The sequence below is a fragment of the Sphingomonas sp. CD22 genome, assembly GCF_034556155.1.
Classification (GTDB): domain Bacteria; phylum Pseudomonadota; class Alphaproteobacteria; order Sphingomonadales; family Sphingomonadaceae; genus Sphingomonas.
Window position 1 is genome coordinate 310,737 of record NZ_JAYDYX010000003.1, and the last position, 26,763, is coordinate 337,499.

Annotated in this window: 31 protein-coding genes; 20 read left to right on the forward strand and 11 right to left on the reverse strand. The window is 67.2% G+C overall.

Annotation, left to right across the window (positions count from 1 at the left end; all coding sequences use genetic code 11):
- Positions 1-14 precede the first annotated feature (14 nt).
- Genes SFC76_RS07820 through tatC form a run of 3 tightly spaced genes read left to right on the forward strand, consistent with a single transcriptional unit; the run spans position 15 to position 1,468 of the window.
- Entirely contained in the window at positions 15-254 is a 240-nt protein-coding gene (locus SFC76_RS07820; protein ID WP_038662123.1) for a twin-arginine translocase TatA/TatE family subunit, read from the forward strand.
- A 27-nt stretch (positions 255-281) separates the two neighbouring features.
- Positions 282-686 carry a Sec-independent protein translocase protein TatB gene (tatB, locus tag SFC76_RS07825; protein ID WP_322848919.1) on the forward strand — a complete coding sequence of 135 codons (405 nt, stop codon included), beginning with the start codon at positions 282-284 and terminating at the stop codon, positions 684-686.
- Positions 683-1,468, forward strand: coding sequence for a twin-arginine translocase subunit TatC (gene tatC, locus SFC76_RS07830; RefSeq protein ID WP_322848920.1), 786 nt, complete (start codon positions 683-685; stop codon positions 1,466-1,468). The genes tatB and tatC overlap by 4 nt, the downstream gene beginning before the upstream one ends.
- Positions 1,469-1,946: 478 nt before the next feature.
- Here the strand turns inward: tatC and SFC76_RS07835 are convergent, their stop codons facing one another.
- The 3 genes from SFC76_RS07835 to SFC76_RS07845 all read right to left on the reverse strand — a co-directional run bounded on the left by SFC76_RS07835 (position 1,947) and on the right by SFC76_RS07845 (position 4,116).
- Positions 1,947-2,081 carry an entericidin A/B family lipoprotein gene (locus SFC76_RS07835; protein ID WP_038662115.1) on the reverse strand — a complete coding sequence of 45 codons (135 nt, stop codon included), beginning with the start codon at positions 2,079-2,081 and terminating at the stop codon, positions 1,947-1,949.
- Between the two features lie 263 nt (positions 2,082-2,344).
- The gene (locus SFC76_RS07840) at positions 2,345-3,892 is read right to left on the reverse strand and encodes a sensor histidine kinase (RefSeq protein WP_322848921.1); all 1,548 of its coding nucleotides are present in this window, start codon (positions 3,890-3,892) and stop codon (positions 2,345-2,347) included.
- Positions 3,893-3,945: 53 nt separating this feature from the next.
- The gene (locus tag SFC76_RS07845) at positions 3,946-4,116 is read right to left on the reverse strand and encodes a NepR family anti-sigma factor (RefSeq protein WP_169742539.1); all 171 of its coding nucleotides are present in this window, start codon (positions 4,114-4,116) and stop codon (positions 3,946-3,948) included.
- A 270-nt stretch (positions 4,117-4,386) separates the two neighbouring features.
- Between SFC76_RS07845 and SFC76_RS07850 the strand changes: the two genes are divergently transcribed.
- The 9 genes from SFC76_RS07850 to queE all read left to right on the forward strand — a co-directional run bounded on the left by SFC76_RS07850 (position 4,387) and on the right by queE (position 13,701).
- Positions 4,387-5,196, forward strand: coding sequence for a response regulator (locus SFC76_RS07850; protein ID WP_038662110.1), 810 nt, complete (start codon positions 4,387-4,389; stop codon positions 5,194-5,196).
- A gap of 121 nt (positions 5,197-5,317) precedes the next feature.
- Positions 5,318-5,455: a hypothetical protein gene (locus SFC76_RS07855; RefSeq protein ID WP_038662107.1), complete on the forward strand. Its 138-nt coding sequence runs from the start codon at positions 5,318-5,320 to the stop codon at positions 5,453-5,455.
- A gap of 94 nt (positions 5,456-5,549) precedes the next feature.
- On the forward strand, positions 5,550-6,203 hold the full coding sequence (locus tag SFC76_RS07860; protein WP_038662104.1) for a sigma-70 family RNA polymerase sigma factor: 654 nt from the start codon (positions 5,550-5,552) through the stop codon (positions 6,201-6,203).
- A 155-nt stretch (positions 6,204-6,358) separates the two neighbouring features.
- Positions 6,359-8,848, forward strand: a complete 2,490-nt coding sequence (locus tag SFC76_RS07865) for a TonB-dependent receptor (protein ID WP_322848922.1) — start codon at positions 6,359-6,361, stop codon at positions 8,846-8,848.
- A gap of 100 nt (positions 8,849-8,948) precedes the next feature.
- Positions 8,949-10,145: an aspartate aminotransferase family protein gene (locus tag SFC76_RS07870; protein ID WP_322848923.1), complete on the forward strand. Its 1,197-nt coding sequence runs from the start codon at positions 8,949-8,951 to the stop codon at positions 10,143-10,145.
- 144 nt (positions 10,146-10,289) lie between these two features.
- A complete protein-coding gene (gene argF, locus SFC76_RS07875) occupies positions 10,290-11,207 on the forward strand; it encodes an ornithine carbamoyltransferase (protein WP_322848924.1) in 918 nt (305 codons plus the stop codon).
- A gap of 73 nt (positions 11,208-11,280) precedes the next feature.
- Positions 11,281-12,189, forward strand: a complete 909-nt coding sequence (locus SFC76_RS07880; protein ID WP_322848925.1) for an Hsp33 family molecular chaperone HslO — start codon at positions 11,281-11,283, stop codon at positions 12,187-12,189.
- Between the two features lie 185 nt (positions 12,190-12,374).
- Positions 12,375-13,064: a 7-cyano-7-deazaguanine synthase QueC gene (queC, locus tag SFC76_RS07885; protein ID WP_322849093.1), complete on the forward strand. Its 690-nt coding sequence runs from the start codon at positions 12,375-12,377 to the stop codon at positions 13,062-13,064.
- Positions 13,065-13,068: 4 nt separating this feature from the next.
- Positions 13,069-13,701 carry a 7-carboxy-7-deazaguanine synthase gene (queE, locus tag SFC76_RS07890; protein ID WP_322848926.1) on the forward strand — a complete coding sequence of 211 codons (633 nt, stop codon included), beginning with the start codon at positions 13,069-13,071 and terminating at the stop codon, positions 13,699-13,701.
- A 53-nt stretch (positions 13,702-13,754) separates the two neighbouring features.
- On the opposite strand, the gene SFC76_RS07895 is transcribed toward queE, so the two are convergent.
- From SFC76_RS07895 to lipB, 3 genes are all read right to left on the reverse strand, one after another.
- On the reverse strand, positions 13,755-14,519 hold the full coding sequence (locus SFC76_RS07895) for a hypothetical protein (protein ID WP_322848927.1): 765 nt from the start codon (positions 14,517-14,519) through the stop codon (positions 13,755-13,757).
- 186 nt (positions 14,520-14,705) lie between these two features.
- Positions 14,706-14,969: a hypothetical protein gene (locus SFC76_RS07900; RefSeq protein WP_037532936.1), complete on the reverse strand. Its 264-nt coding sequence runs from the start codon at positions 14,967-14,969 to the stop codon at positions 14,706-14,708.
- Positions 14,970-15,084: 115 nt separating this feature from the next.
- The gene (gene lipB / locus SFC76_RS07905; RefSeq protein WP_322848928.1) at positions 15,085-15,735 is read right to left on the reverse strand and encodes a lipoyl(octanoyl) transferase LipB; all 651 of its coding nucleotides are present in this window, start codon (positions 15,733-15,735) and stop codon (positions 15,085-15,087) included.
- A gap of 102 nt (positions 15,736-15,837) precedes the next feature.
- Between lipB and SFC76_RS07910 the strand changes: the two genes are divergently transcribed.
- Both SFC76_RS07910 and SFC76_RS07915 read left to right on the forward strand, forming a co-directional pair.
- Positions 15,838-16,683, forward strand: a complete 846-nt coding sequence (locus SFC76_RS07910) for a hypothetical protein (RefSeq protein WP_322848929.1) — start codon at positions 15,838-15,840, stop codon at positions 16,681-16,683.
- Complete coding sequence (locus SFC76_RS07915; protein WP_322848930.1) at positions 16,680-17,432, forward strand: hypothetical protein; 753 nt, start codon at positions 16,680-16,682, stop codon at positions 17,430-17,432. The genes SFC76_RS07910 and SFC76_RS07915 overlap by 4 nt, the downstream gene beginning before the upstream one ends.
- 78 nt (positions 17,433-17,510) lie before the next feature.
- Here SFC76_RS07915 and SFC76_RS07920 read toward each other — a convergent pair whose 3' ends face one another.
- Positions 17,511-18,095 carry a GNAT family N-acetyltransferase gene (locus tag SFC76_RS07920; RefSeq protein WP_322848931.1) on the reverse strand — a complete coding sequence of 195 codons (585 nt, stop codon included), beginning with the start codon at positions 18,093-18,095 and terminating at the stop codon, positions 17,511-17,513.
- Positions 18,086-18,928 (reverse strand): oxygen-dependent coproporphyrinogen oxidase, encoded by an 843-nt coding sequence (gene hemF / locus SFC76_RS07925; RefSeq protein ID WP_322848932.1) that lies wholly within the window; start codon positions 18,926-18,928, stop codon positions 18,086-18,088. The genes SFC76_RS07920 and hemF overlap by 10 nt, the downstream gene beginning before the upstream one ends.
- A gap of 74 nt (positions 18,929-19,002) precedes the next feature.
- On the opposite strand from hemF, the gene SFC76_RS07930 reads away from it, so the two are divergent.
- Positions 19,003-19,725 (forward strand): AcvB/VirJ family lysyl-phosphatidylglycerol hydrolase, encoded by a 723-nt coding sequence (locus SFC76_RS07930; protein WP_322848933.1) that lies wholly within the window; start codon positions 19,003-19,005, stop codon positions 19,723-19,725.
- A 34-nt stretch (positions 19,726-19,759) separates the two neighbouring features.
- On the opposite strand, the gene SFC76_RS07935 is transcribed toward SFC76_RS07930, so the two are convergent.
- Positions 19,760-20,224: a tRNA (cytidine(34)-2'-O)-methyltransferase gene (locus SFC76_RS07935; protein ID WP_322848934.1), complete on the reverse strand. Its 465-nt coding sequence runs from the start codon at positions 20,222-20,224 to the stop codon at positions 19,760-19,762.
- A 175-nt stretch (positions 20,225-20,399) separates the two neighbouring features.
- Here SFC76_RS07935 and petA point away from each other — a divergent pair, with 175 nt between their 5' ends.
- The 5 genes from petA to SFC76_RS07960 all read left to right on the forward strand — a co-directional run bounded on the left by petA (position 20,400) and on the right by SFC76_RS07960 (position 24,866).
- On the forward strand, positions 20,400-20,966 hold the full coding sequence (petA, locus tag SFC76_RS07940) for a ubiquinol-cytochrome c reductase iron-sulfur subunit (protein WP_052075804.1): 567 nt from the start codon (positions 20,400-20,402) through the stop codon (positions 20,964-20,966).
- 14 nt (positions 20,967-20,980) lie between these two features.
- Complete coding sequence (locus tag SFC76_RS07945; RefSeq protein WP_322848935.1) at positions 20,981-22,279, forward strand: cytochrome b; 1,299 nt, start codon at positions 20,981-20,983, stop codon at positions 22,277-22,279.
- 25 nt (positions 22,280-22,304) lie between these two features.
- Positions 22,305-23,147: a cytochrome c1 gene (locus tag SFC76_RS07950; protein ID WP_322848936.1), complete on the forward strand. Its 843-nt coding sequence runs from the start codon at positions 22,305-22,307 to the stop codon at positions 23,145-23,147.
- A gap of 431 nt (positions 23,148-23,578) precedes the next feature.
- On the forward strand, positions 23,579-24,109 hold the full coding sequence (locus tag SFC76_RS07955; RefSeq protein ID WP_322848937.1) for an adenine phosphoribosyltransferase: 531 nt from the start codon (positions 23,579-23,581) through the stop codon (positions 24,107-24,109).
- Positions 24,110-24,203: 94 nt separating this feature from the next.
- Positions 24,204-24,866, forward strand: a complete 663-nt coding sequence (locus SFC76_RS07960) for a hypothetical protein (RefSeq protein ID WP_322848938.1) — start codon at positions 24,204-24,206, stop codon at positions 24,864-24,866.
- A gap of 41 nt (positions 24,867-24,907) precedes the next feature.
- Here SFC76_RS07960 and SFC76_RS07965 read toward each other — a convergent pair whose 3' ends face one another.
- Positions 24,908-25,354 (reverse strand): MaoC family dehydratase, encoded by a 447-nt coding sequence (locus tag SFC76_RS07965; RefSeq protein ID WP_322848939.1) that lies wholly within the window; start codon positions 25,352-25,354, stop codon positions 24,908-24,910.
- Between the two features lie 9 nt (positions 25,355-25,363).
- The gene (locus SFC76_RS07970) at positions 25,364-26,677 is read right to left on the reverse strand and encodes an ectonucleotide pyrophosphatase/phosphodiesterase (protein WP_322848940.1); all 1,314 of its coding nucleotides are present in this window, start codon (positions 26,675-26,677) and stop codon (positions 25,364-25,366) included.
- Between the last annotated feature and the right edge of the window lie 86 nt (positions 26,678-26,763).

Consider the following 26,763-nt stretch of genomic DNA (forward strand, 5'->3'; position numbering starts at 1 on the left):
CTAGGAGATACGCCATGGGCAGCTTCAGCCCGATCCATCTGCTCGTTCTTGCCGTCGTCGCAATTCTGCTGCTCGGCGGCGGCCGATTCTCCAACCTGATGGGCGATGTCGCCAAGGGTGTGAAGAACTTCAAGAAGGGCATGGCAGAGCACGACGACGACGTCCCCGCCAAGCCGGCGCCGCGCATCGAAGCACAAAAGGCCGCCGAGCCTGCATTCGATCGTGACGGCGAGCGCGTCCGCGACGACCGTTAAGTCCGCGATACAGAGCGACCGCACCCGATGTTTGGTGTAGATTCGTCCGAATTCCTGCTCATCGCCGTCGTCGCGCTGGTGGTCATCGGACCCAGGGACCTGCCGAAGGCGATGCGCGTCGTCGGCTATTGGGTCGGCAAGGCGCGGGGCGTCAGCCGCTCGTTCCGGCAGGGCTTCGACAACATGGTGCGCGAGGCCGAACTGGAAGAGATGGAAAAGCGCTGGGCTGCGGAGAATGCGCGGATCATGGCTGAACATCCCGCCAGCTCCGATGCCGAATCGCAGGCGGCGGCGGAACCCGTCGCGCCTGCCCCCCTCGATGCCGATCGCCCTCCGCATGATGCGGATGTGCCGGTGATGGTCGAAAAGCCCGTCGTCACCGCCGCGCCCGAACACGCGCCGGCGCCGCGCCCCGATAGCACCCCGTCATGAGCGACCTCGACATCGAAGACGAGATCGACGCCAGCCGTGCGCCGTTGCTCGATCATCTGATCGAACTGCGCCGTCGGCTGCTTTATTGCATCGCGGCGATCGTCATCGCCTTCGGCGTCAGTTACTATTTCGCCGAAAACATCTTCGCCTTCCTCGTCCAACCGCTGCTCCATGCCGGGCAGAAGACGGTGATCTACACGCAATTGTTCGAGGCGTTCCTCGTCAAGGTGAAGGTCGCCTTCTTCGCGGCGATGATGATCTCGTTCCCGGTCATCGCCAACCAGCTGTGGCAGTTCGTCGCACCCGGCCTGTACCGCAAGGAGAAGCGCGCCCTGCTGCCCTTCATCCTCGCAACGCCCCTGCTCTTCATCTGCGGCGCGGCGCTCGCTTATTATATGGCGATCCCGATGGCGCTGCATTTCCTGCTGGGCTTCCAAGGCAATATCGGTGGCGTGAAGCAGGAGGCGCTGCCGGCGATCGGCAATTACCTGTCGATCGTCATGCAATTCCTGTTCGCCTTCGGTCTCGCCTTCCTGCTGCCGGTGCTGCTGATGCTGCTCGAACGGGCCGGGATCGTCACCCGCAAGCAGCTGGTCGGCGCGCGGCGCTATGCGATCGTCGGTGCGACCGCGCTCGCGGCGGTGCTGACCCCGCCCGATCTGATGAGCCAGGTGCTGCTCGCCGTGCCGCTGATCCTGCTCTACGAGGTCGCGATCATCGGCATCTGGTTCACCGAGCGCAAGCGGCTGAAGGTCGCCGGCACCGACGTCGTCGAGGCGTAATCTCCACCCACGTTCCGGCGAGCTGGGCGATTGCGTATGACCGATCGGGGTATTGGGATCGTACTTACATCCTCGTCATGCCGGACTTGATCCGGCATCCCGCTTCTTCGCACCGTCCGAAGAAGCGGGACCCCGGCGCAACGCCGCGGTGACGGAGTGGCTAGGGAAACGATCGATCCACACCGACGGTCATAAGCGGTCGTACCCCGGCGGAGGCCGGGGCCCAGTTGGACGTCGGTTTGTAATGACTTACAGCGGCTTTCCCAACTGGGCCCCGGCGGCCTCCGCTGGGGTACATAGAGGGTCTTGGTGCGGTCTCGCCCGTCCCGCGCTCCGCAGATCTGTGGGAGGTGATGAGCCTCAAGTCTATATCCTCGCCGCAGGATCAAATCCGGGGGCGAAAATAGACGGCTACCCGACACGAAAAAGCCCCCGCCCGAAGGAGCGGAGGCTTTTCCTTGCCACGTGAGGTGGAAGCTTACTTGGCGTCGTCGGCGGTCTTGGCGACCGTGCTGCCGGCCGACTTCACGTCTTTGCCGACGCCTTCGACCGTGTTGCATGCGCTGACCATGAGCGCACCCGCGACGACGACCAATCCGAGAACCTTACGCATAGAACCTCCTGGGCTTGAATAGCGCTAGGGGAATGATCGGGCAGCGTATTCGTTCCGGCACCGGAACTCTCGATCTGCCACGATCCGATCATGCGGACATGATAAGGCCCGGAAACGTTCACCGGGGGGGGAGGGTGAGCGTTTCCGGGCCTATGTCGTGGACCGCGAGAGCGGGGGGGCATAAGGTCGCGATCCGTATTGCATAACCCGGCCTGGAAACGTTGGTTCCCTGCGAAAACGGCGGGGCTTCAAATTAATTTCGGTCAGTCGCGTCCGAGCACGGCGATCGCGATCTCATAGGCCCCGGTCATCGGATCGTGATGGAGCGGCGCGCGCAACTGGCGCGACAGGCCCTCGATGACGCGGCCGTAGCGGGTCGACAGCAACGTCTCGAGCGTCTCGCTGGCGACGAAGGCACGCGAGACGACGCGCAGCTTCGCCTTGGCATCATCGTCGCCCGGTTTCACCGCGACGCGAATCTGCGCGGCGCGATCGCAATTCATCGCCAGTTCGATCGTCTCGGTGACGAGAAACGCGACCGCGACCGCGACGTCCTGATTGACGAGATAGGGATCGACGTCGAGCGCGATCGACAGGCTGGTCGCGCCCTCCGGCGCGGTGGCGCGGATGTTCGATGCCAGCTCGCCGATCACCGCCCGCAGGTTGAGTCCGCGATTGTCCTCCATCTCGGCGAAATGGTTGCGGTGGACGACGGCGAGCGCGTCGACGCGCCGCTGGATCGAGGCATAGGCCGCGGTCGCATCGGGGCTGGGCGCGCCGCGCGCGTGGAAGTTGATCAGGCTGGAGATGACCTGGAGGTTGTTCTTGACGCGATGATGGACCTCGCGCGTCAATTTGGTCTGGCGCACCACCGCCTCGGCGAGTCCGGCCTCGTGCAGCGCGACGGTGCGGCTGATCGCGCGGAAGGTGTCGCCGAGCTCGCGGATCTCCTGCGCCGGTAACGGCCCGAGCTGGCCCGGATCGATCACTTCGCCCGGCGTGTAGGAGGCGACGCTGGCGCGTAGCAGCCGCAGCGGGCGGATCAGCAGCCGGTCGACGATGAACCACGCCAATCCCGCCGCCGCCGCCCACATCAGCAGCGGCAGCATCAGCGCGACGAGGAAGGACGAGGTGATCGGCGCGCTGCGCGTGCTCGTTCGCAGCGTCAGGCCGCCGAGACCGAGATCGGTCTCGACGGTTTCGACGCGGTCGAGCGGGCCGAGGTCGGGGATGTTGGCCAGCTCCAGCGACGTGTCGTCATGGACCAGCGCGCTGGCGAGCGGCACGGCGCGGCTGGTCGGCGTGGCGAGCCGGGCGAGGAAGGGGCGGGGGAAGAAGACGCGCGCGCTCGGGCCGCGGCGGGGGCCGGCGACCGACAGGATCAGCCCCTTGTCGGGGACGATCGCGGCGCCGACCGCGGTGCTGGTGTCGATCGAGACGTTGCTGTCGAGCGCTTCGCCGCACAACAGGCGGCCGTTGCGGTCGACGATCGAGAAGCGCGTGCCCGTCGTCGCCTGCTGCGCGAACACGCCTTGCGCGCGCGCGCAGCTCGGCGCGTCGCCGGCATCGGCCTGGAGCGCGTTCACCGCGACGCGCAGCGCGGTCATGTCGCCGATCAGTTCGATGGCGATGCTGCGCGCGCTCTCGTTGGCGGCGATGCGCAGTCGCGCCCGCGCTTCGGCATCCGCGGTCCGGCCCGTCTGCAACGTCGCCCCGATCGCGATCAGTGCGAGTATGAGCAACGCGATGCTGAGCGTGATGAACAGCTTGGCACCCGTCGGCAAACGCGAGAGCGCCGACACCGGGGCCATTGCCGCGCGTCGTGTGGAAGATGCCGCGGCGAAGGGTGTGGCCATGCCCTCTGCTAGGCGAGCTTGTTCAGCAGGTCGAGCATTTCGTCGGGAACGCTTTCATCAATCGTCCGCTGGTACGCGGAGCGGAGCGCCGCGCCCATGTCGCGATCCTTGCTTTGGACCTTGGCAGGAGACTTTTTGGAAGACGTTTTCGTGTCCTTGTCGCTGGGCAGTTCCAACATGTCCCCCTGGGTGACCCGGTCCTACCGGGCAATCGACGCACAATGAATGATAGCCGCAAAACAGGAGCGGCTGACCCATTCGATCGGCGATGAAACCAAATTAGCCTTCGATGGTTCCATCGTCGCGCGAAATTTCCACGGGTCCGCGGGCCGGTCGGGTTCTTCGACAAACATCGTTGCAAAGCGGCGGGCGCCCGCACAGATCAGGCACCCGTTCGATATTTCAGGTCCCGGACCTCCGGGCAGTTCTTCAGGGAGTGATCACCACCCATGTCGCTTGGACAGCAACTCGCACCGCATCTTCCCTTCCTGCGGCGCTATGGCCGGGCCCTGACCGGCAGCCAGCAGCAGGGCGACAAATACGTCCGCGCCACACTGGAGGCGATCGTCGCCGCGCCCGATCAATTCCCGCGCGACGTCGATCCGCGCCTCGGCCTGTACCGTATGTTCCAGGGCATCTGGGCCTCGGCCAATGCCGATGGCGAGGAGCAGACCTCGCAGAGCGACGCCGAGGGTACCGAGGCGGTCGCCCGCGCGCGCCTCGCCCGCATGACGCCGCTGTCGCGTCAGGCGCTGTTGCTGACCGCGATGGAGGGCTTCACCCCCGAGGACGCAGCCTATCTGATCGAGGTCGACACCAGCGAGGTCGAGACGCTGGTCGCCGAGGCGCTGGCCGAGATCGAGAAGCAGACGCGGGCGCGCGTGCTGATCATCGAGGACGAGCCGATCATCGCGATGGATATCGAGACGATCGTCCGCGATCTCGGCCATGAGGTGACGGGCGTCGCCGTGACCCGCGACGAGGCGGTGGCGCTGGCGATGGAGGATCGCCCCGGCCTGGTGCTCGCCGACATCCAGCTCGCCGACGACAGTTCCGGGATCGATGCGGTCAAGGACATCCTCGCCGAATTCGAAGTGCCGGTGATCTTCATCACCGCCTTCCCGGAGCGTCTGCTCACCGGCGAGCGCCCCGAGCCGACCTTCCTGATCACCAAGCCGTTCCAGCGGTCGACGGTGAAGGCCGCGATCAGCCAGGCGCTGTTCTTCGACCAGGCGACGATCCCCAACGCACTGGCGTGACGACGGGTCGACGCGCCGTTTCCATCCGGAACGGCGCGTCGGCATCGCCAGACGATCGCCGATCTGCGGCAGGGTTGCAGAAAGTTACGGACCCAAAACGGATGTCGTGTGTTTGACGTCCATGGCTGATCCGAACGAACCCGTCCATGTCACCACAACCGAGGCGCGGGCGGGCGCGACCCCGGGCGTCACCCGATACGTTCTGGGTGTGTCGCTCGTGTTGGTCATCGCGATCTTCGCCTTTCTGATCCTGCGATAATTCGACTCAGCCCGTCTCACTGGCATTTGCCGGCGCGGACCCTTATCTTGCTGCCCGAGGCGGCAACGATGTCCCCGGCTTTGAACGGAATTGCATGACCCAGCCTGCTACGCGTGACGACGATTACGAAGACGACGACGCTCCCGTAGCGCCGGTCGAGCACGTTGCTCTGTCCGACCCCGAATTCAAGAAACAGCTCGCGCAGGTCATTCCGCATCTGCGTGCTTTCGGCCGGTCGCTGTCCGGCAGTCGTGATCTTGCCGACGATCTCGTCCAGGAGACGTTGCTCAAGGCTTGGGCGGCGCGCCAGCGGTTCCAGGCCGGCACTAATATGCGCGCCTGGACCTTCATCATCCTGCGTAACCTCTATCTGTCGCAGATGCGCCGCGCGCGCTTCAAGGGCGAATGGGACGATCTGGTCGCCGACCGTATCCTCGCCGCGCCCGCGAGCCAGGATCGCCACGTCGAGCTGGGCGATATGCAGCGGGCGCTGCTGCACCTGCCGCAGCCGCAGCGCGAGGCGCTGATCCTCGTCGGCGCGGGTGGGTTCGCTTACGAAGAGGCGGCGGAAATCTGTCAGGTGGCGGTCGGCACCATCAAGAGCCGCGTCGCGCGCGGCCGCGTCGCGCTCGAGACGATCCTCACCGAGGGTTCGCTGCCGTCGCGCCGCGAGCATGAGACGGACGTCAACAAGACCGCGCTCGACACGATCATGGGCGAAGTCGACGAGCTCAGCCGCGGTCACTGACCCCCGCCGCGCCGATCTCCACATTCTTTGAAGCTATTGTACGGCCTCGCGTTTCACGCGGGGCCGTTTGTCATTGATCTGCAACCGGACAGTCACCGGCGTGACGCGTAAAGCGACCACCGCGCCCTAAGGCCAACGAGCCAAAGGGAAATTTCATGACACTCCGTTCGATGTTGCTGACCGGCGCGACCGCGCTCGCTTTATGTGCCGGCCACGCTGCCGCCGCGCAGACCGTCACCCCCGCGGCGGCGCTTGCCCGCGAGGACGGCGGCAGTGCCGCGCCGGCGCAGACGGTCGCCACCGACGAGGCGTCCGACGACGAGATCGTCGTCCGCGGCACCGCGACGCGATCGGTGACGCAGATCTCCGGCAACGAAATCCAGAAGATCCTACCCGGCCTCAGCCCGCTGAAGGCATTGCAGACCCTGCCCGGCGTCACCTTCCTCACCGCCGATCCCTGGGGCAACAACGAACAGAACATCTCGCTGTTCATCCACGGCTTCAACGCGCAGCAGCTCGGCTATACGCTGGACGGCGTGCCGCTCGGCGATCAGCAATACGGCAATTATAATGGCTTGAGCCCGCAACGCGCGATCATCTCCGAAGATGTCGGCCGCGTCGTGCTCGCCTCGGGCGCGGGCGATCTCGGCACCGCCTCGACCAGCAACCTCGGCGGCGCGATCGACACCTTCTCCAGCGATCCGCGCGACCGCTTCGGCGTCACGCTGCAACAGGTGGTCGGCAGCTACGACACCTCGCGCACCTATGGCCGGATCGACAGCGGCGATATCGGCGACGGCACGCGCCTCTACGTCTCGGGCGTGCGTCACGATGCCCGCGCCTGGGACTTCAACGGCAAGCAGGGCGGCTATCAGGCCGACGGCAAGATCGTCCACGACGATGCCACCGGCAAACTGACCGCCTTCTTCTCCTATTCGGACAAGACCGAGCCGAACGAGGATGCGACCTCGATCGTCGTCCGTCCGGCGACCGCGACCGGCGCGGCGGTCGATAACCGCGGTGTCGCGCCTTATACCCGGCCGTTCTTCTACCCGAATTTCGCCGCCGCCCGCGCTTATTACGGTTCGGCCGAATATGCCGCGGTCAACGCCGCGCCGGGGTCCAATTATCGCAATTACTACAGCGATGCGCAGCGCACCGATTATCTCGGCTACGTCAAATACGACTGGCACGCCGCCCCCGGCCTGACCTGGTCGAACCAGGGCTATTTCCATCATAACGACGGCGTCGGCGTCGTCGCCGGGCCGATCACCGCGGCGGGGCTGCCGCTGCTCTTCTCTTATTATTATCCCGGTGCGGCGGGCAGCAGCCCGAATTCGGCGACCAATCTGGCGCGGCTCAGCACGATCTTCGGCGGTTCGGGGCTGGCGACGCGCACCACCGAATATCGCATCGACCGCGTCGGCGCGATCTCGACGCTGGTCGGCGAGATCGGCAACCACCGGGTCGAGATCGGCGGCTGGTACGAGCATCAGAGCTCGTCCGCCTATCGCCGCTGGTATGCGCTCGACGTCAACAACCCGTCCTCGCCCTACACGCGCCCGCTCGATCAGGCGCAGCCGCTGATCACCCAATATGGCAGCGAGATCCGCGTCGAGGAAATCCAGACGCACATTCAGGATGCGTGGCAGATCGTGCCGAGCGTCACCCTGCAGGCGGGGTTCAAGAGCACCTTCCAGAAGGCGCGGCAGACGATGCCGGTCCAGCCGATCCCCGGCTCCTTCACCGGTTCGCGCGAATTCCCGGTCGGCAGGCTCAACACCAATAAGATATTCCTGCCGCAGGTCGGCGGGTTGTGGGACGTAACCGGCCACGAACAATTGTTCTTCAACGTCCAGCAGAATATCCGCCAGTTCCAGACCAGCGCCGCCGCCGGCCTCTCGCCGTTCGCGCTCGGCAGCCAGACGCTGTTCGAATTCTTCAAGGACAATACCAAGCCCGAGACGAGCTGGACCTATGAAGCGGGCGCCCGCACCCGCCGCACGCTCGACGCCGGTCCGCTGACCGGCTTCGAAGGGCAGATCAGTTACTATCACGTCGATTTCAGCAACCGCCTGCTCGCGGTGAGTCCGACCGCGACGATCACCGCGATCCAGAGCGGCGCGCCGATCATCAACAACGTTGGCAGTGTGAAGACCGATGGCGTCGACATCGCCGGCACGTTCCGCTTCGGCGACGTCTTCTCGCTGTACGATGCGCTCTCGTACAACAATTCGCGTTACAGCGACGATTATCTGACCGGCGCGGGCGCCGCGCAGGCGACCGTCGCGACCGCGGGCAAGAAGGTGCCGGGTTCGCCCGACTGGCTCAACAAGACGGTGGCAACGCTGCGCACCGATGGCGTCGAGGTGCAGTTGATCGGCGACTATATCGGTCGTCGCTACGCCACCTATACCAACGATCTCAGTGTGAAGGGCTATCTCCAACTGTCGGGGCGGATCGGCTTCGACATGCCGCTCGGTGGGCAGGGGATCGCCAAGAAGCTGGGGGTCAGCCTCAACGTCACCAATCTGACCAACAAGCGCGCGGAATCGACGCTCAGCATCGGCGCGGCGTCCGGCACCTACAATTTCTTCCCGGTCGCGCCGCGACAGGTGTTCGCGACGATCAGTGCCGGATTCTGATCGGTGGCGGTGTTGACCCGGCACCGCGCCGACAGGTAGAGAGGGAACGGGCGGTCCGTGCAGGGCCGCCCTTTCTCGTTTCGAGATGAGGAGATGCCCCGTGACCATTACCGCCCTGATGCCCGTCTATCCGCGGTGCGGGGTGCGTCCGGTCCGAGGCGAGGGCTGTTATCTCATCAGTGAGGACGGCAGCCGCTATCTCGACATGGCCGCCGGCATCGCCGTGAACGCGCTCGGCCACGGCCATCCGCATCTGGTCAAGACGATCGCCGAACAGGCCGCGACGCTCATGCACGTCAGCAACCTCTACGGTTCGCCGCAGGGCGAGGCGCTGGCCGAGCGGATCGTCGCCAACAGCTTCGCCGACACGGTGTTCTTCACCAATTCGGGCACCGAGGCGGTCGAATGCGCGATCAAGACCGCGCGACGCTTCCATTATGCCGCCGGCAATCCGCAGCGCACCAAGATCATCACCTTCAACAACGCCTTCCACGGGCGGACGATGGGGGCGATCTCGGCGACCAACCAGCCCAAGATGCGCGATGGCTTCGAGCCCTTGCTGCCCGGTTTCGCTTATGCACCGTTCAACGATCTCGACGCCGCGCTGGCGCTGATCGACGACACGACCGCGGGCTTCATGGTCGAGACGATCCAGGGCGAAGGCGGCGTGTCGGTCGGTACGCCCGAATTCATCACCGGCCTGCGCAAGGCGTGCGACGAGCACGGCCTGCTGCTGATCCTCGACGAGGTCCAGTGCGGCTATGGCCGGACCGGCAAGATGTGGGCGTACGAGCATTACGGCATCGAGCCCGACATCATGACGGTCGCCAAGGGTATCGGGGCTGGCTTCCCGCTCGGCGCCTGCCTCGCCACCGAACGCGCCGCGGGCGGCATGGTGATCGGCACCCACGGATCGACCTATGGCGGCAATCCGCTGGCGATGGCGGCGGGGCGGGCGGTGCTCGACGTCATGCTCGCCGACGGCTTCCTCGCGCAGGTCGAGACGATGGGCGAGCGGCTGCGCAGCGCGCTCGAACAGCTCATCCCCAACCACGATCACGTCTTCGAAGGCGTGCGAGGCAAGGGGCTGATGCTCGGTCTCAAGCTCAAGGCCGGGGTCGAGCCGCGCGAGTTCGTCGCGCATGCGCGCGACAATCACGGCCTGCTGCTGGTCGCGGCGGGCGAGAACGTCGTCCGCATGCTGCCGCCGCTGGTGATCGAGGACAGCCACGTCACCGAATGTATCGACAAGCTGAGCGCCGCCGCGCGGGTCTTCGTACCGGCCAGCGACGACTGATCTAATCCTCCCCCGCCAGGGGGAGGGGGACCGGCGCAGCCGGTGGAGGGGAAGGACGGCGGGCGGCTCGTTTGGGGAAGCGCGCCCTCCACCACGGCCTGTCGGCCGTGTTCCCCTTCCCCCGCTGCGCGAGGGAGGACTATAATGCGCCATTTCCTGAACCTGTCCGATGCCGGCGCCGATGGCGTCGCCGCGATGCTCGCCGATGCGATCGACCGCAAGGCGGCGCGCGCAGGCTTTCCCAAAGGGCGCGCCGATGCCGATGCGCCGCTCGCCGGCCACGTGCTGGCGATGATCTTCGAGAAGAATTCGACGCGCACCCGCGTCAGCTTCGACATGGCGATCCGGCAATTGGGCGGCAGTTCGATCGTCATGGATGCCGGCTCGATGCAGCTCGGTCGCGGCGAGAGCATCGCCGACACCGCGCGCGTGCTGTCGGGCTATGTCGATGCGATCATGATCCGCACCGACGATCACGCCAAGGTCGAGGACATGGCCCGCTATGCCAGCGTGCCGGTCATCAACGGCCTGACCGACCGGTCGCACCCGTGCCAGATCATGGCCGATCTCCAGACGATCCTGGAGGACGGCAAGGCGTTGCCCGGGCTCAAGCTGGCGTGGCTCGGCGACGGCAACAACGTGCTCGCCTCGCTCATCGAGGCGGCCGGGCTGATGCAGTTCGACGTCACCGCCGCCTGTCCGCAGGGCTTCATGCCGGACGAGGCCGATGTCGCGCGCGGGCAGGGCCGTGCCCGCATCGTCGCCTCGCCGCAGGAGGCGGTCGAGGGTGCCGACGTCATCGTCACCGACACGTGGATCTCGATGGGGCAGGCCCATGCCGACACCAAGCTCGCCGCGATGATGCCCTATCAGGTCGACGCGGCCTTGATGGCGCATGCCAAGCCCGATGCGCGCTTCCTCCACTGCCTGCCCGCCCATCGCGGCGAGGAGGTGGTCGATGCGGTGATCGACGGGCCGCAGTCGCTGATCTGGCAGGAAGCGGAAAACCGCCTCCACGCCCAGAAAGCGGTGCTGCGCTGGGTCTTCGGCCAGATCGGCTGATCCGGGGCGGGCCGAACGGGGAGGGGGGTGTGGCCAACTTGACCCGCCCTCTTCGCCATCCCATTTCCTGCCGATGCAACAATCCCCCATCGATATCGATCGCGCGCTCGGGTTCGCGATTCCCTCCCGCTCGGCGCGCGGACGGGTCGTAAGGCTCGGTCCCGCACTCGACGCCGTCCTCGCATCACATGCTTACCCCCCCCCAATCGAAACCCTCCTCGCCGAGGCGTTGACCCTGGCGGCGTTGATCGGCTCGACGCTTAAGGATGGGGGGGCGCATCTGACCATGCAGACGCGCACCGAGAACGGCGTCGTCCGGCTTCTCGTCTGCGACTATCGGGGCGGGGAATTGCGCGGATATATCGATTTCGACGCGGAGAAGCTCGCCGCGGCGCCCGAGCAGCCGACGCTGTTCGCGCTGTTCGGCCAGGGCTATCTCGCCATCACCTTCGACCTCGCGGCGACCGGCGAGCGCTATCAGGGCATCGTCCCGCTCGACGGCGAGACGCTGGCGGAGGCGGCGCAGAGCTATTTCGTCCAGTCCGAGCAGATCCTCAGCCTCGTCCGCGTCGGCATCGCCCGCGACGGCGGGCGCACGATCGCCGGCGGCCTGTTCCTTCAGCATCTGCCCGAAGGCGAGGTCGGCCGCGAGCGGCTGCACACCCGGCTCGACCATCCCGAATGGGAGCATGTCGAGGCGCTCGGCCAGACGATGGGGACCGACGAACTCGCCAATCCCGCGCTGTCGCTGGAGACGCTGGTCTGGCGCCTGTTCAACGAGGAGCCCGAAGTGCGCGTGCTCGCCTCGACGCCGCTGTCGCGCGGCTGCCGCTGTACCGGCGACTATATCGCGAGCGTGCTGGCCAAATTCTCGATCGAAGAGCGGCGCGAGATGGCGGACGAACAGGGGTTCATCCAGGTCGATTGCGCGTTCTGCGCGACCAAATTCCCGGTCCCCGCCGAGGCCGATCCGGTTGCCTGAGGGGGTGGCGGCCGTGCGTCTTAATCTCCTTTTAACTCCGGTCGCTTAGCGATGCTGTGTGCCTGTTCATGACCGGCACGCTTTTCTCCCAGAGGAGCGATCGCTTCTCTCTCCTTCAAGGGCCGCCTCACCCGCGGCCCTTTTCTTTTGCGCCGCTTTGGCCTAGCGCCGCGGGGATCATGACCATGCCAATTGAGGCCCCTCTGGCCGTCGTGCTCGTCTCCGGCGGGCTCGATTCGATGATCTCCGCCGCCAGCGCGCGCGAAGCGGGCTATCGCCTGCTCGCGCTGTCGATCGACTATAACCAGCGCCATCGCGTCGAGCTGGCCGCGGCGCGGCGCGTCGCCACGACGCTGGGGGCGGAGCGGCATATCGTGCTGCCGCTCGACCTATCGGCGTTCGGCGGCTCGGCGCTCACCGCCGACATCGACGTGCCCAAGGACGGCGTCGGCGAGGGGATCCCGGTCACCTATGTGCCGGCGCGCAACACGATCTTCCTCAGCCTCGCGCTCGGCTGGGCGGAGGCGGCGGGATCGCGCGACCTGTTCATCGGCGTCAACGCGCTCGATTATTCCGGCTATCCCGATTGCCGCCCCGAATTCATCCATGCCTTCGAAGGGCTGGCGGAGATCGCCACCAAGGCGGGCGTCGAGGGCGAACCGTTCAAGATCCACGCGCCGTTGCAGCATATGACCAAGGCCGACATCGTTCGCGAGGGCCGGCGGCTGGGCGTCGACATGGGGATCAGCTGGTCGTGCTACGATCCGGCACCGGGCGGGGTGCATTGCGGCACCTGCGACAGTTGCCGGCTGCGCTCCAAGGGATTCGAGGAAGCGGGCATTCCCGATCCGACGGTCTACGCCGTCCGGCCCTGATCGGATGAGCTATGCGGTCAAGGAGATGTTCCTCACCCTGCAGGGTGAGGGCGTGAACGCCGGGCGGCGGGCGGTGTTCGTGCGATTTGCCGGCTGCAACCTGTGGAGCGGACGCGAGCAGGATCGTGCCACGGCGGTGTGCCGGTTTTGCGACACCGATTTCGTCGGGGTCGACGGGCTGGGCGGCGGCAAGTTCGCCGATGCCGCGGGGCTGGCGGCGGCGGTCGCGGGCTTCTGGGGGGAGGAGCCGAGCGAGCGGTTCGTCGTCCTAACCGGGGGCGAGCCGATGTTGCAGATCGACGATGCGCTGGTCGAAGCGCTGCACGACGCCGGTTTCCGCATCGCGATCGAGACCAACGGCACGCTGCCGGTGCATCCGGGGATCGACTGGGTGTGCGTCAGTCCCAAGGCGGGCAGCGTCGTGGTGCAGCGCTCGGGCGACGAGCTGAAGCTCGTCTGGCCGCAGGCGGGGACCGATATCGCCGAGGTCGAGAGCTGGGATTTCGCCAACCGGCTGTTGCAGCCGATGGACGACGCGCGCGGTGCCGCGAATATCGAGGCGGCGATCGCGGTGGTGATGGACCGCCCGCAATGGCGGCTGTCGTTGCAGACGCACAAGCTGCTGGGGCTGCGGTAGGCTTATTCCTGAAGCGTCAAATCCCCCCGGCGCGCGTCCGGGGGGAGTTGCGGTCAACGCTGTGCGGTTTCCGCGGCTGCCGTCACGGTCGGCGCGGTCGCGGCCGTCGCGGCGGCGGGTACCGATGCCGTTCCCGTCGGGCTCGCCGGCGGCCAGGCGAAGACGCCGCACTTCTTGGTCACCCATTCGCCCTTCTTGTTCCAGCAGATCGCGTCGAGACGCGGCTGCGAGGCATAGTCGCGGCCGAGATAGCGCTGGAAATGCTGCTCGCCATATGGCGTCAGGCTGTTGCGCAGCTCGCGGACGCGATCCATCGCGAACGATCCGAAGCTGCCGCGGGGCACGAAGGTCGCGTCGCGGCCGATGCCGCTCGCCGTCTGGCAGAAGCCGAACTGTGCCGCGACGGTCGCATAGCCCGAATAGGTACGCGTGCCGAACTGGTCGAGCGCCGCCTGGCCCGCCTTGGGCGCCTTGTTGACGCGCAGGAAATATTTGGTGAGCGTGTCGAACGAGCTCTTCAGCTCGGCCTCGTGATCCTTCAGCACCGCATTGTAATTGGGCACGGTGAGCAACGTCGGTTCGAACTGGCATTGCAGCGCGGCGACGTTGAGCGCCGCACGGACGCTCCACGCCATGGCCGCGCGCAGCTCCGCCTCGGTCGCGCCGGGCAGCGGCTGGCCGAGGCCGTCCTCATGCCCCTTGACCGCTTCGCCGCGGAAATCGTGCGAGCGCAGGTAGAATTGGGCCGACGCTGGCGCCGCCGCCGCCAGGCCGATCGCGGCGCCGCCAAGCGCCAGCGCGATACGCAACACGGTCATCTTTCGTCATCCCCACGGAAAGCTATTATCGGGCGATTCTAGACGGTTTCGCGGGCCGACCCAATCCCCGATCGCGCCGTTCCGCGATAAAATCCGATGAAATGCGCCAGAACGTTGGAACCAAAAGAAAAGGCCGCCCGGTTGCCCGGACGGCCGTTTCACCACCGTAATATCCCTGACGGGAGATTACATTGCGTTGGTGGTCATCGTGTCGTTCGACATCATGGTGTCGTTCGACATCATCGTGTCGTTCGCCATCATGCCACCGTTCGACGCGCCGTCGACGGCGGTCATGTTGTCGCTCATGGTGCCCATGTCGTCGGTGGTGTTCATGTCGGTGACCATCGTGTTGTCGGTGGTCGTCTCGGTCTTCGGGCCGCAGGCCGAAACCGCAAGAGCGGCGCCGGCGATCAGCGAGCCGGTCAGGACCTTGGAGATGAGTGCACGCATTGGAAGCTCCCTAGAATAGGATTTGGACGGCTTGCTGGCCCTTTAATACCCAAATCGCAGTGGACATTAATCGCATAACGCCCAGCCCTCAAGCCTCGAATTCCGTCCGGCGCGTTTATGCCGGACAAGACAGGGACGAGAGGAATGCCGGAGCGCTCAACGCCAGAGCATCGTCGAAGGTTGCCAGACGATCGTCATGACCCAGATCAGCCAGGCTGGTGACCGCGAAATCGGGCAGCCCGCACGGCACGATCCCGCCGAAATGACTGAGGTCGGGCGCGACGTTGACCGCCAGGCCATGCAGCGTGATCCAGCGCCGCACGCGCACGCCGATCGCGCCGATCTTCGCCTCCGGGCCGCCGTCGCGCGTCCAGATGCCGACGCGCCCTTCCGCGCGAAAGGCGGTGACGCCGAGTTCGGCGAGCGCGGCGATCACCCAGCCTTCGACGCCATGGACGAAGCAGCGCACGTCGCGCCCGCGCTTGCCGAGGTCGAGCACCAGATAGACGATGCGCTGGCCCGGCCCGTGGTAGGTGTATTTGCCGCCGCGCCCGGTCGCGACCACGGGAAAGCGCGCGTCGATGAGGTCGCCGGGCGAGGCGCTGGTGCCGGCGGTGTAGATCGGCGGATGTTCGAGCAGCCAGATCAGCTCGCGCGCCTCGCCCGCCAGCACCGCCTCGGCGCGGGCCTCCATCGTCGCCAGCGCCTCGTCATAGGGCGTCAGGCCCGGCGATACCCGCCATTCGATGCCATCGATCTCGGTCATGGCGGTGCATGTGTGCCAGACGCCGGGCGCTTGCAAGTTGGCGAGTGGTCAAGCCGGGGCGCTTGGGCTAACCGATCGCAAACGCGGGCGAAGGGGTGCCGGATGGTCAAGATGGGCAATGTGTGGGACCGCAGCGTCGAGGTGCTGAACGGACGCGGCGGCATGCTCGCCGGGATCGCGGCGCTCACCCTGTTCCTGCCGGCGGTGATCAACGCGGCATGGACCGCCTTCGCCGCTCCCTCGGCCGCTACCGCCGTGATCGGCATGCTGCTCGTGGTCGCGACCGCCATCGTCGCGGTGTGGGGGCAGCTCGCGGTGATCGCCGCCTCGACCGATCCGGCGACCGACCGCGCCGCGGCGATGCGACAGGCCAGTGCGCGCCTGCCCGCCGCATTGCTCGTCGCTCTGGTGCTGGCGGTGGTGATGATCGTGGCGTTCCTGCCGTCGATCGCTTTGCTGCTGCGCGCGGGCTTCGATTATCGCTCGCTTGCCGCGGGCACCGCGACGGTCCCGACCGATCCGGGCGCGGCGGGGCTCGCCGGCCTGTATGCGCTGGCGATGGGACTGGCGTTGCTGTTCGTCGGCGCGCGGCTGCTGCCGCTCTACGCGGTGGTGCTGGAGGAGCGGCTGTCCGTCGCGGCGATCGCGCGATGCTGGCGGCTGACCCGCCGTCACACCTGGCGGCTGGTGGGCACGGTGCTGCTGTTCGTCGTCGTGCTGATGATCGCCACCTGGGCGGCGCAATCGGTCAGCGGGCTGATCTTTCGCCTGATCCTCGGCGCCGACGCGCGGGCAACGGTCGAGCTGCTCGCCGCCGTGGTCGCGCAGGCGGTCTCGGCGGCGCTGACGCTGGTGGCGATCGTCTTCTCGGCGCAACTCTATGTCGCGCTGGTCGCCCGCGAGCGGATGCTGCGCGACAAGGCTGCGCGCGGCGAGACCCAGGCGTGAGGCTGACGCTCGCCGCCTTGCTAAGCGATGCCTGGGCGATGTTCCGGCGCGATGCCGACCTGCTGTTGCGGATCGCCGGCCTGTTCTTCTTCGTGCCGACCTATGCGCTGCTGCTGCTCACCGCGCCGCTGCCGATGCCCGACGAGGCGATCCTCGATACGCAGGCGCGGGCACAGGCGTGGATGACCGCGCTCGACGGGTGGGTCGGCGATTACGGGCTCGGCTCGGTCGGCGCCTATGCAATCACCTATCTGGGCCTCGCGGTCGTCTTCTGCCTGTTCCTCGATGCCGAGCGGCCGACGCTCGGCGTGGCGATCCAGCGCGCGGCGCGGCGCTTCCCGCGCTTCATCCTGGCGATGGTGGTGGTGTCGGTGCCGGCGGGCGCGGGGATGTACGTGCTGCTGCTGCCCGGCCTGTGGCTGATGAGCCGCTTCATGCTGGCAGGGCCCGTCCTGTTCGCCGAACCGCAGCAGGGCGCGATGCAGGCGATCGGCACGTCGTGGCGGATGACGCGGCGCGGGCAATTGGGGCTGCTCGGCGCGATCGTCACCATCTATCTGGCCGCGATCCTGGCGGGGCAGCCGTTCATGCTGCTGTCGCATTATCTGGGCGGCGAGGGCGGCGGCAATCCGTTCGGCGTCGCGATCGTCGATGCCTTTGCCGCCGGCGTCGCGATGCTGACGCAGCTCGCCGGCGGGCTGGTGGCGATCGTCGCCTATCGCCGGCTGTCGGCAATGCCGGCGGAATAGGCCGCTAAGACCGACATTCCATTAAATTCCTCCCCCTGGCGGGGGAGGAATTCTGCAGACCCTGAATGTCGATCCGCGCTACGCCAGATACGGTATGTGCGCGCCGGCATCGACCGGCAACAGGCCCAGCGCGCGCGGATCGGGGAAGGTTTCGATCGTCCGCCGGACCGCGACGAACCCCTGCGCCCGGTAGAAGTTGAGCGCCGAGGGATGATCGAGCGTGCAGGTGTGCACCCAGACGCGCGCGACGCCCGGCACCCAGGCGCGCGCCATCGCCTCGGCCATCAGCCAGCGGCCGTGACCCTTGCCGGCGAGTTCGGGCACCAGCCCGAAATAGGAGAGTTCGCAGGCGCCGGCATGGCGGACGTCGAGTTCGAGCAAGCCGATCTCGACCCCCGCGGGATCGACCGCGGCATGGACCTGCACCTGCGGATCGTGGACGATCGCGGCGAGCGCGGCATCGTCCATCGCGAGTCGCGAATACCATAGCCACGGACCGCCGACGCGGCGGAACAGCTGCCGGTATTTGTCGGGGTCGGGCCGGTCCCAGCGCACCAGCCGCAGCGGCGAGGCGGGCAGCGGGCGCAGCGGCGGGCGGCGCGCCATCTCCAGCGTGGTGACGATCGTCGCGAGTTCGCCGGGCGCGACCGGCGTCAGTCCCATGTCGCCACCGGCGGCAGGCTCATCAGGATCGCGTCGATATTGCCGCCGGTCTTGAGCCCGAACAGCGTGCCGCGGTCGTAGACGAGGTTGAATTCGGCATAGCGGCCGCGCCACGCGCGCTGTTGCGCGATCTCCGCCGGCCCGAACGGCTCGTTCATCCGCCGCCGCACGAGGCGCGGATAGACGTCGAGGAACGCCTCGCCGACCGCCCGGGTGAAGGCGAGATTGGCGTCGAAACCGCCTTCGAGGTGATCGTAGAAGATGCCGCCGACGCCGCGGTGGACCTGCCGGTGCGGGATGTAGAAATACTCGTCCGCCCATGCCTTGAAGCGCGGATAATAGGCCGGGTCGTGCGCGTCGCAGGCGGCGCGGAACGTCGCGTGGAAATCGTCGGTGTCCTGCGCGTCCGGCAGCGGCGGGTTGAGATCGGCACCGCCGCCGAACCAGCGCTTGGTGGTGACGAGGAAGCGCGTGTTCATATGTACCGCGGGCACGTGCGGATTGGCCATGTGCGCGACGAGGCTGATCCCGGTCGCGAAGAAGCGCGGATCGTCGCCGGCGCCGTGGATCGACTTGCCGAATTCGCCGTCGAGCAGCCCGCCGACGGTCGAGACGTTGACGCCGACCTTCTCGAACACCTTGCCCTTCATCACCCCGCGCACGCCGCCGCCGCCGGGCGCGCCGGAGGGATCGGTGCGGTCCCAGGCGATGTAGTCGAAGGCCGCGTCCGACCCCGCCTCGCGCTCGATCGCCTCGAACGCCGCGCAGATGCGGGTGCGCAGCGTTTCGAACCAGGTGCGGGCGGCGGTCTGTTCGGCGTCGAGGGTCAGCATGGCGGGCTTGTGGCAAGCGCCGGCCGCGAAGTCGAGCGCTGGTCATCGCGGTGCATCGCTGGCAAGTCGCTGCCATGAGCCGATTCACGCGCAAATCCTTGTTTCGCGGGCTGCGCGTGACTGCGGTCAGCTCCGCCTTCGTCTGCGCGTTCGTCGCCGCGGCGGGCTATTTCGATTCCGATCCGGTCCACGTCTATCCCGCCGCCGCGCCGGCGGCGCCGATCGCGGTGGTCAACATATCGGGCGATATGGGGCTGCGCTTCCTGCTCGGCGCGTCGACCTCGCGCGGGCTGACCGAGCATCATATCCCGGTGGTCGGCATCGCCACCCCCGCGGTGTTTCGCCAGCGCCGCACCCGCGCCGAGGTGGACGCGTTCATGGCCGACGCGATCCGCACCGCGCTCGCCCGCACCGGCGTCGCGCGGGTGGTGGTGATGGGGCAATCCTATGGCGCCGATATCGTCCAGACCGGTCTGGCGCATCTGCCCGCGGACCTGCGTCCGAAGGTGGCGGCGATCGTGCTCGTCCTGCCCGGCGAGTCGGTCTATTTCCGCGCCGACCCCACCGGCTGGTCGTACGGCGATTCGCCCGACAGCGTCGGCGTGACGACGGCGAACCGGCTGACCTGGGCGCCGCTCACCTGCATCTACGGCGTCGAGGAAGACGACAGCCTGTGCCCGCTGCTGCGCGTGCCCGGCGCACGGGTGATCGGCATGCCCGGCGGGCACAACATCCACCACGACGAGACCGGGCTGCTGCGGCACGTGCTGACGGCGGTGCGGGCGGTGACGCCCTAGTTTCGGTTCACGCGAACGCCCTCCTCCGCGTGACTCAAACCGAAGGGAAGCCGCCCGTCTGCCGCAGCGCCTCCGCCGCGACGATCCCCGCCGACACCGACAGATTGAGCGAGCGCAGCGGCGGCGCCATCGGGATGACCACCCGCGCGTCGGCGCGCGCGTGCACCTCCTCCGGTACGCCGGCGCTCTCGCGGCCGAACAACAGCACGTCGCCGGGAGCGAAGGCGAAGGCGGGCAGGGGCGTCGCGCCGCGGGTCGTCGACAGGACCAGCCGGCCGCCGAGCTGCGCGAGGAACGCGCTCCAGCCGGCGTGGCGGGTGATCGCGACATGGTCGATATAGTCCATCGCCGCACGCGCGACGCGCTTGTCGTCCCACTGGAAGCCCATCGGTTCGATCAGGTCGAGGCCGATGCCGAAGCAGGCGCAGGTGCGCATCACCGCGCCGACATTGCCGGCGATATCGGGCTGGTAAAGGGCGATGCGGAGGCCGGATGTCATGGCCGCGCGGCTTAGCGGCAAGCCGGGCTGGCGTAAAATGCTGTTGGCAAACCCTCGGCCCGCCGTCTATCAGTCCGGTGGCTCGCCGTGGGGACGGCAGGGTTCGGTGGCACGGCACAACCGGTTCCTCCGCAATAATGATAGACGAGGGCAGAGACGAATGGTGACTGACAGCATGGTGCCACCCGGTGAATCGCCGGAACCGTTCCACGAGGAAGTCCACGATCCCCGCCGTCGCGACTTCATCAATATCGCCGCCGTCTCGTTCGCCGGGGTCGGCGCGCTGGCGATCGTGCTGCCGCTGATCAACCAGATGAACCCCTCGGCCGACGTGCTCGCCCAGTCGACCACCGAGGTCGATCTGTCGAAGATCGCGCCGGGACAGGCGATCAAGTCGCAGTTCCGCAAGCAGCCGCTGTTCGTCCGCAACCTCACCCCCGCCGAAATCGCCGAGGCCAACAAGGTCGACGTCGCGAGCCTGCGCGATCCGCAGACGCTCGCCGAGCGGACCAAGCCCGGCAAGGAAAACTGGCTCATCACGCTGGGCGTCTGCACCCATCTCGGCTGCGTGCCGCTCGGGGCGGGCGAGGGCGAGAACAAGGGGCCGTTCGGCGGCTATTTCTGCCCGTGTCACGGCTCCGCCTATGACACTGCGGCGCGTATCCGCCAGGGACCGGCACCGAAGAACCTCGCGGTGCCCGACTATACGTTCAATTCCGATACCGCCGTGACGGTCGGCTGAGGGAGATCCGGATCATGAGCTTTCCCTGGGCCAAGCATTACGAACCGAAGCAGCCGCTGATGCGCTGGCTGGACGAGAAGCTGCCGCTGCCGCGCCTCGTCTACAACGCCGTCGGCGCAGGCTATCCGGTGCCGCGCAACCTCAATTACTTCTGGAACTTCGGCGTGCTCGCCGGCGCCGCGCTGGCGATCCAGATCATCACCGGCGTCGTGCTGGCGATGCATTATGCCGCCAATGCCGGCGTCGCCTTCGGCTCGGTCGAGAGCATCATGCGCGACGTCAACGCCGGCTGGTTCCTGCGCTACGCGCATGCCAACGGCGCGTCGATGTTCCTGCTCGTCGTCTACATCCATATCGGCCGCGGCCTCTATTACGGATCGTACAAGGCGCCGCGCGAGATGGTGTGGCTGCTCGGCGTCGTCATCTTCCTGCTGATGATGGCGACCGCGTTCATGGGCTATGTGCTCCCCTGGGGGCAGATGAGCTTCTGGGGCGCGCAGGTCATCACCGGCTTCTTCTCGGCGATACCGCTGGTCGGCGACACCATCCGCATCTGGCTGCTCGGCGGCTTCGCGCCCGATAACGCGACGCTCAACCGCTTCTTCTCGCTCCACTATCTGCTGCCGTTCGTAACGGCGGGCGTCATCATCCTGCACATCTGGGCGCTGCACATTCCGGGTTCGAACAACCCGACCGGCGTCGAGGTGAAGGGCGAGCAGGATACCGTGCCGTTCCACCCCTATTACACCGCCAAGGATGCAGTCGGGCTCGGCGTGTTCCTGCTGATCTTCGCGGCGCTGATCTTCTTCAGCCCCAACATGCTCGGCCATCCGGACAATTACATCGAGGCGAACCCGCTCTCGACGCCGGCGCATATCGTCCCCGAATGGTATTTCCTGCCGTTCTACGCGATCCTCAAGAGCTTCACCGCCAATTTCATCCTCGATGCGAAGCTGTGGGGCGTGCTGGCGATGTTCGGGTCGATCCTGCTGCTGTTCTTCCTGCCGTGGCTCGACAGCTCGCCGGTGCGCTCGGCCAATTACCGGCCGAAATACCGCATCTTCCTCGGCATCCTGCTCTTCGACATCCTCGTGCTCGGCTATGTCGGCGGCGCGGAGGCGAATGCGCGCAACGTGATCCTGGGACAGATCGCCTCGGCTTATTATTTCGCCCACTTCCTGATCATCCTGCCGTGGGTCGCGCGCTCCGAGCGTCCGCGTCCGCTGCCGAACTCGATCACCGAAGCGGTGCTGGCGAAGCAGGGTGGCACGAGCCCGGCCCAATCAGCCGTCGCATCCGCGGTCCACGCCTGAACCGACTGGGGGACAATAGAACATCATGCCTCGCATCATTGCCTCGCTGGTCGGCGCCGCCTTCATCTTCGTGCTCGCTCTGGCGCTGTTCGGGACCGTCAAGACCGCCATCCAGGAGCCGGCGGCGGAAAGCGCCGAGCACGTCTTCCGCCTGCATCCGGAAAACATCCAATTGCCGTCGAACGGCTTCTTCGGAAAGTTCGACAATCAGCAGCTGCAGCGCGGCTTCCAGGTGTACAAGGAGGTCTGCTCGGCCTGCCACAGCCTGAAGTTCGTGTCGTTCCGCGACCTGACCAAGATCGGCTATACCGTTCCCGAGACCAAGGCGATCGCCAACCAGTGGGTGATCGAACAGCCGACGATCAACCCCGAGACGGGCGAGCCGTCGACGCGCAAGAACGTGCCGTCGGACCGTTTCCCGTCGCCGTTCGCCAACGAGGTCGCCGCGCGCGCCGCCAACAACAACGCGCTGCCGCCCGACCTGTCGCTGATCACCAAGGCGCGCGAGGACGGCTCCAATTACGTCCACGCGCTGCTGACCGGCTATCGCCCGCAGCCGGCGGCGCTGATCAAGGAGTTCCCGGGGTCGAAGACGCCGCAGGGGCTTCACTACAATCCCTATTTCGCCAATCTCAACATCGCGATGCCGCCGCCGCTGACCTCGGACGGTCAGGTGACCTATTCGGACGGCACCAAGGCGACCAAGGACCAGATGGCGCGCGACGTCGCCGCCTTCCTGACCTGGACCGCGGAGCCGAACCTCAACGCGCGTCATGCGGCGGGTGTGGCCGCGGGCATCTTCCTCCTGATCTTCTGCTTCCTGGCGTGGGGCGCCTATCAGAACGTCTGGCGCGATGTGAAGCATTGATCCGACCGGCCTGCCGGTTCGAAGGAGAGGGGGGCGCGGGGCGCTCCCCTTTTTTTGCGAGTCCTTCCTCGCGCAGCGGGGGAGGCGTGGTGGGGGGAGTTTCCGCAGACGTTAGGTGGGATCGATATTCATTGGCGCCGTGACTTCGACACCTTCGCTCCGTCACCCCGGACTTGATCCGGGGTCCCGCTATGTCCTCCGAGGATGCCGATCGGGAAGAAGCGGGACCCCGGGTCAAGCCCGGGGTGACGGAAGAGCGACGCTTCGGCGACCATCATCGTCCCGAAACGCCGAGGATAGTGGATGTCGTTCCCGCCCAGGCTTACCGTATCCTCCCCCTCCGTCAGGCCTGTGGCCTGCCACCTCCCCCTGGCGGGGGAGGACTTTCATCGCGCATTGACCCCGCCGGCGCATCCCCGCACACCGCGGGGATGAACGACGACCTCAAGGCCCTCATCCGCACGATCCCCGACTTCCCCAAGCCCGGCATCCAGTTCCGTGACATCACGACGTTGCTGCTCGATGCCGCGGGCTTCGCCACGACGGTCGCGCGGATGGCGGCGGCGACGCAGGGGCCGGTCGATCTCGTCGCGGGGATCGAGGCGCGGGGCTTTCTGTTCGCCGCGGCGCTGGCAATGCCGCTGAAGGCCGGGGTGCTGCTGATCCGCAAGGACGGCAAATTGCCGGGTGCGACGATCGCCGAGGATTATGCGCTCGAATATGGCGAGGACCGGATCGTCATGCACGAGGATGCGCTGGTGCCGGGGCAGCGCGTGCTGCTCGTCGACGACCTCATCGCCACCGGCGGCACCGCGCGGGCCGCGGTGCGGCTGCTGCGCAAGGCGGGGGCGCAATTGACGCAGGCGCAATTCGTCATCGACCTGCCCGATCTGGGGGGCGCCGATGCGCTGCGGGCGGAGAATATCCAGGTGGATTCGCTGGTTACGTTCGCCGGTCATTAACCGTTCAGCCGGAACCTGCGATGACCTGCCCTCGTTGAGCGACGAGTCGGCGCGTTTTTGCCCTATGCTCGCGCCCGTTTTTTGGGAGAGCATCATGTTGCTCAAGCGTCTGGCCCTGATCGGCCTCCTCTTCGGTGCGGGGGTCGCGACCTCCGCTTGCACGGACGGCTATGGCTATAGCGGCGTCAACGTCGGCTATGGCAGCGGCGGCTATTACGACGGCGGCTACGGCGGCTATGGTGGGTACGGCGGCGGCTACGGCTATGGCGGCTACCCGAGCTATTTCGGCTGGTACGGCGATTATTATTATCCGGGTACGGGCATCTACGTCTATGACCAGTATCGCCGGCCCTATCGCTGGAACGACGGCCAGCGCCGGTATTGGGAGCAGCGCCGCAACGGCTGGCGTGGTGACCGCAACTTCCGCAATGACTGGAACGGCTTCGACCGCAGCCGCGGCGATGGTTTCCGCGGCGACCGCGGCCCGGGCTTCCGCGGCGATCGCACGCCGGGCGTCCGCGGCGATGGCGTCCGTGGCGATCGGACCCCCGGTATCCGCGGCGACGGCATCCGCGGTGATCGGGGCAATTGGCGCGGCAACCGCCAGAACTTCTCCGGCACGCCGCAAGCCGCGACGCCGCAGGCGGTCGCACCCGCAGGCGGTGGGCAGCCGCGCGGCTGGGGTGGCGGCAATCGCGGTGGCGGCCCCCGCGGCGGCGGCCCGCGCGGCGGCGGTGGCTGGCGCGGGCGGCGGTGATCGCCGCATGACCACCGCCCCGGCACGGACCGGGGCGGTGGTCAGCGTTCGCGCGTCGCGATCAGCCCGTTCGACAGGAAGGTCATCACCACCACGTCGTCCTGATTGAGGACGGTCATCCGGCTGCGGTATATGCCCATCTCCGGCCGGCTTCCCGACCGGCGCTTCTCCAGCACCTTGGTTTCGCAACGCAGCCGGTCGCCGGGATAGACCGGCGTGCGCCAGCGCAATTCGTCGATCCCCGGTGAGCCCAATCCCGCCTGCTCGTTCGCCTCGAGGTGCGCGACCAGCATCGCCATCGTCATCGCGCACGTATGCCAGCCGCTCGCCGACAGCCGCCCGAAATAGGTGCCGGCGGCGCCCTCGTCGGAGAGGTGGAAGGGCTGCGGATCGTATTTCTCGGCGAAGGCGATCACCTCCTCGCGCGTCACCGGATAGTCGCCGAAGCGCGCTGTCGTGCCGACCTCGATATCCTCGAAATATTGCACCGCATCCTCCTATCGTCTGAGCACCGGTCTAAACGGTGCATCGTCGCCGTCCAGACCCGTGCCGGCGGGCAGGCCGATGAGGTCGCGGAGCAGCGGATTGACGTCGGTGTTGTCGAAGCTCGCCAGCCGCTTGCCGCCGACGAACGCCGGGCCGTTGGCGAGGAACAGCGCCGCCATGTCGGGCGCACGATTGTCGTAGCCGTGCGCGCCGCCGTGAAACGGTTCGGTCGGCGCGGATTTGAGGATCAGCCAGCCGGTCTCGGCGAGGCACAGATAGGGCGGGACGCGTGGGTTGGTGCCGTAGCGGAAGCGCGCCGGCACGGCGGTCTTGCGCCAGCAGCTCATGTGCGCCTGCGGCTTGAGCAGGCTGGCTTCCAGCGCCGCCTCATGGCCGGGCAGGGCGAAGAGCGTCGCATAGGGGCCGCTTTCGAACAGGCGATAATCGGCGGGGTCGGCGATGCGGTCGAGCGCGATGGTGCGGCTGCTGTCGGTCGCCGCCATGCCGTGATCGGCGACGATGACGAGATTGGCGGGCTGTCGCAGGTCGCGCAGCCCTTGGACGAGCCGGCCGATCTGGGCGTCGACGTCGGCGACCGCCTGCGTCGTCGCGGCGGCCTGCGGGCCGTTGGCGTGGCCGGCGCTATCCACCGTGTCGAAATAGAGCGTGACGAAGCGCGGCCGCGTCGCGGCGGGCCGGCGCAGCCAGTCGATCACCGCATCGACGCGCTGCGCGCCCGTCACCGCCTGGTTGAATTGCTGCCAGTCCTCCGGCCGATGGGCGTCGGCGACCGCGCCATGGCTGTTGGGGACGATCGTCCCGCCCCAGCCGACGTTGGCGCCCGGCCAGAACATCGTCGCGGTGCGCACCCCCGCCTTCTCCGCGGTGACCCAGATCGGCTCGGCGGCGTTCCACCAGAAGGGGTCGTCGCTTGCCATCGTGAAGGTCTCGCCGGGGCGCGCCGGGTCCTCCATCTTGTTGCCGACGATGCCGTGGTGATCGGGAACCTCTCCGGTGACCAACGTCCAGTGATTGGGGAAGGTGACCGAGGGGTAGGACGGCCGCATCGCCGCGCTGACGCCGCTCGCCGCGAGTGCCGACAGATTGGGCGTGACGCCGCGGTCGAGATAATCGGGGCGGAAGCCGTCGATCGAGACGAGGATCGTCACCGGCGCGGTCTGCGTCCGTGGCAGCGGTGCGGGCGGCAGGCTGGCGGACGCCGGCGCCGGTGCAGGCTGCGTCGCGGGCGAGAGGGCGGGGGGCGTGTAGGGCAGCGCGCAACCGGCAAGCGACAGCGCGAGGGCGGCGAGGGGAATCAGTCTCACAGGCGGATCGTCCCGGACGTGGAGGGCGTGCGTCCTCTACGCGCGACAGGGGTGCTGCCACAACCGAAACTCCTCCCCCCGCCGGG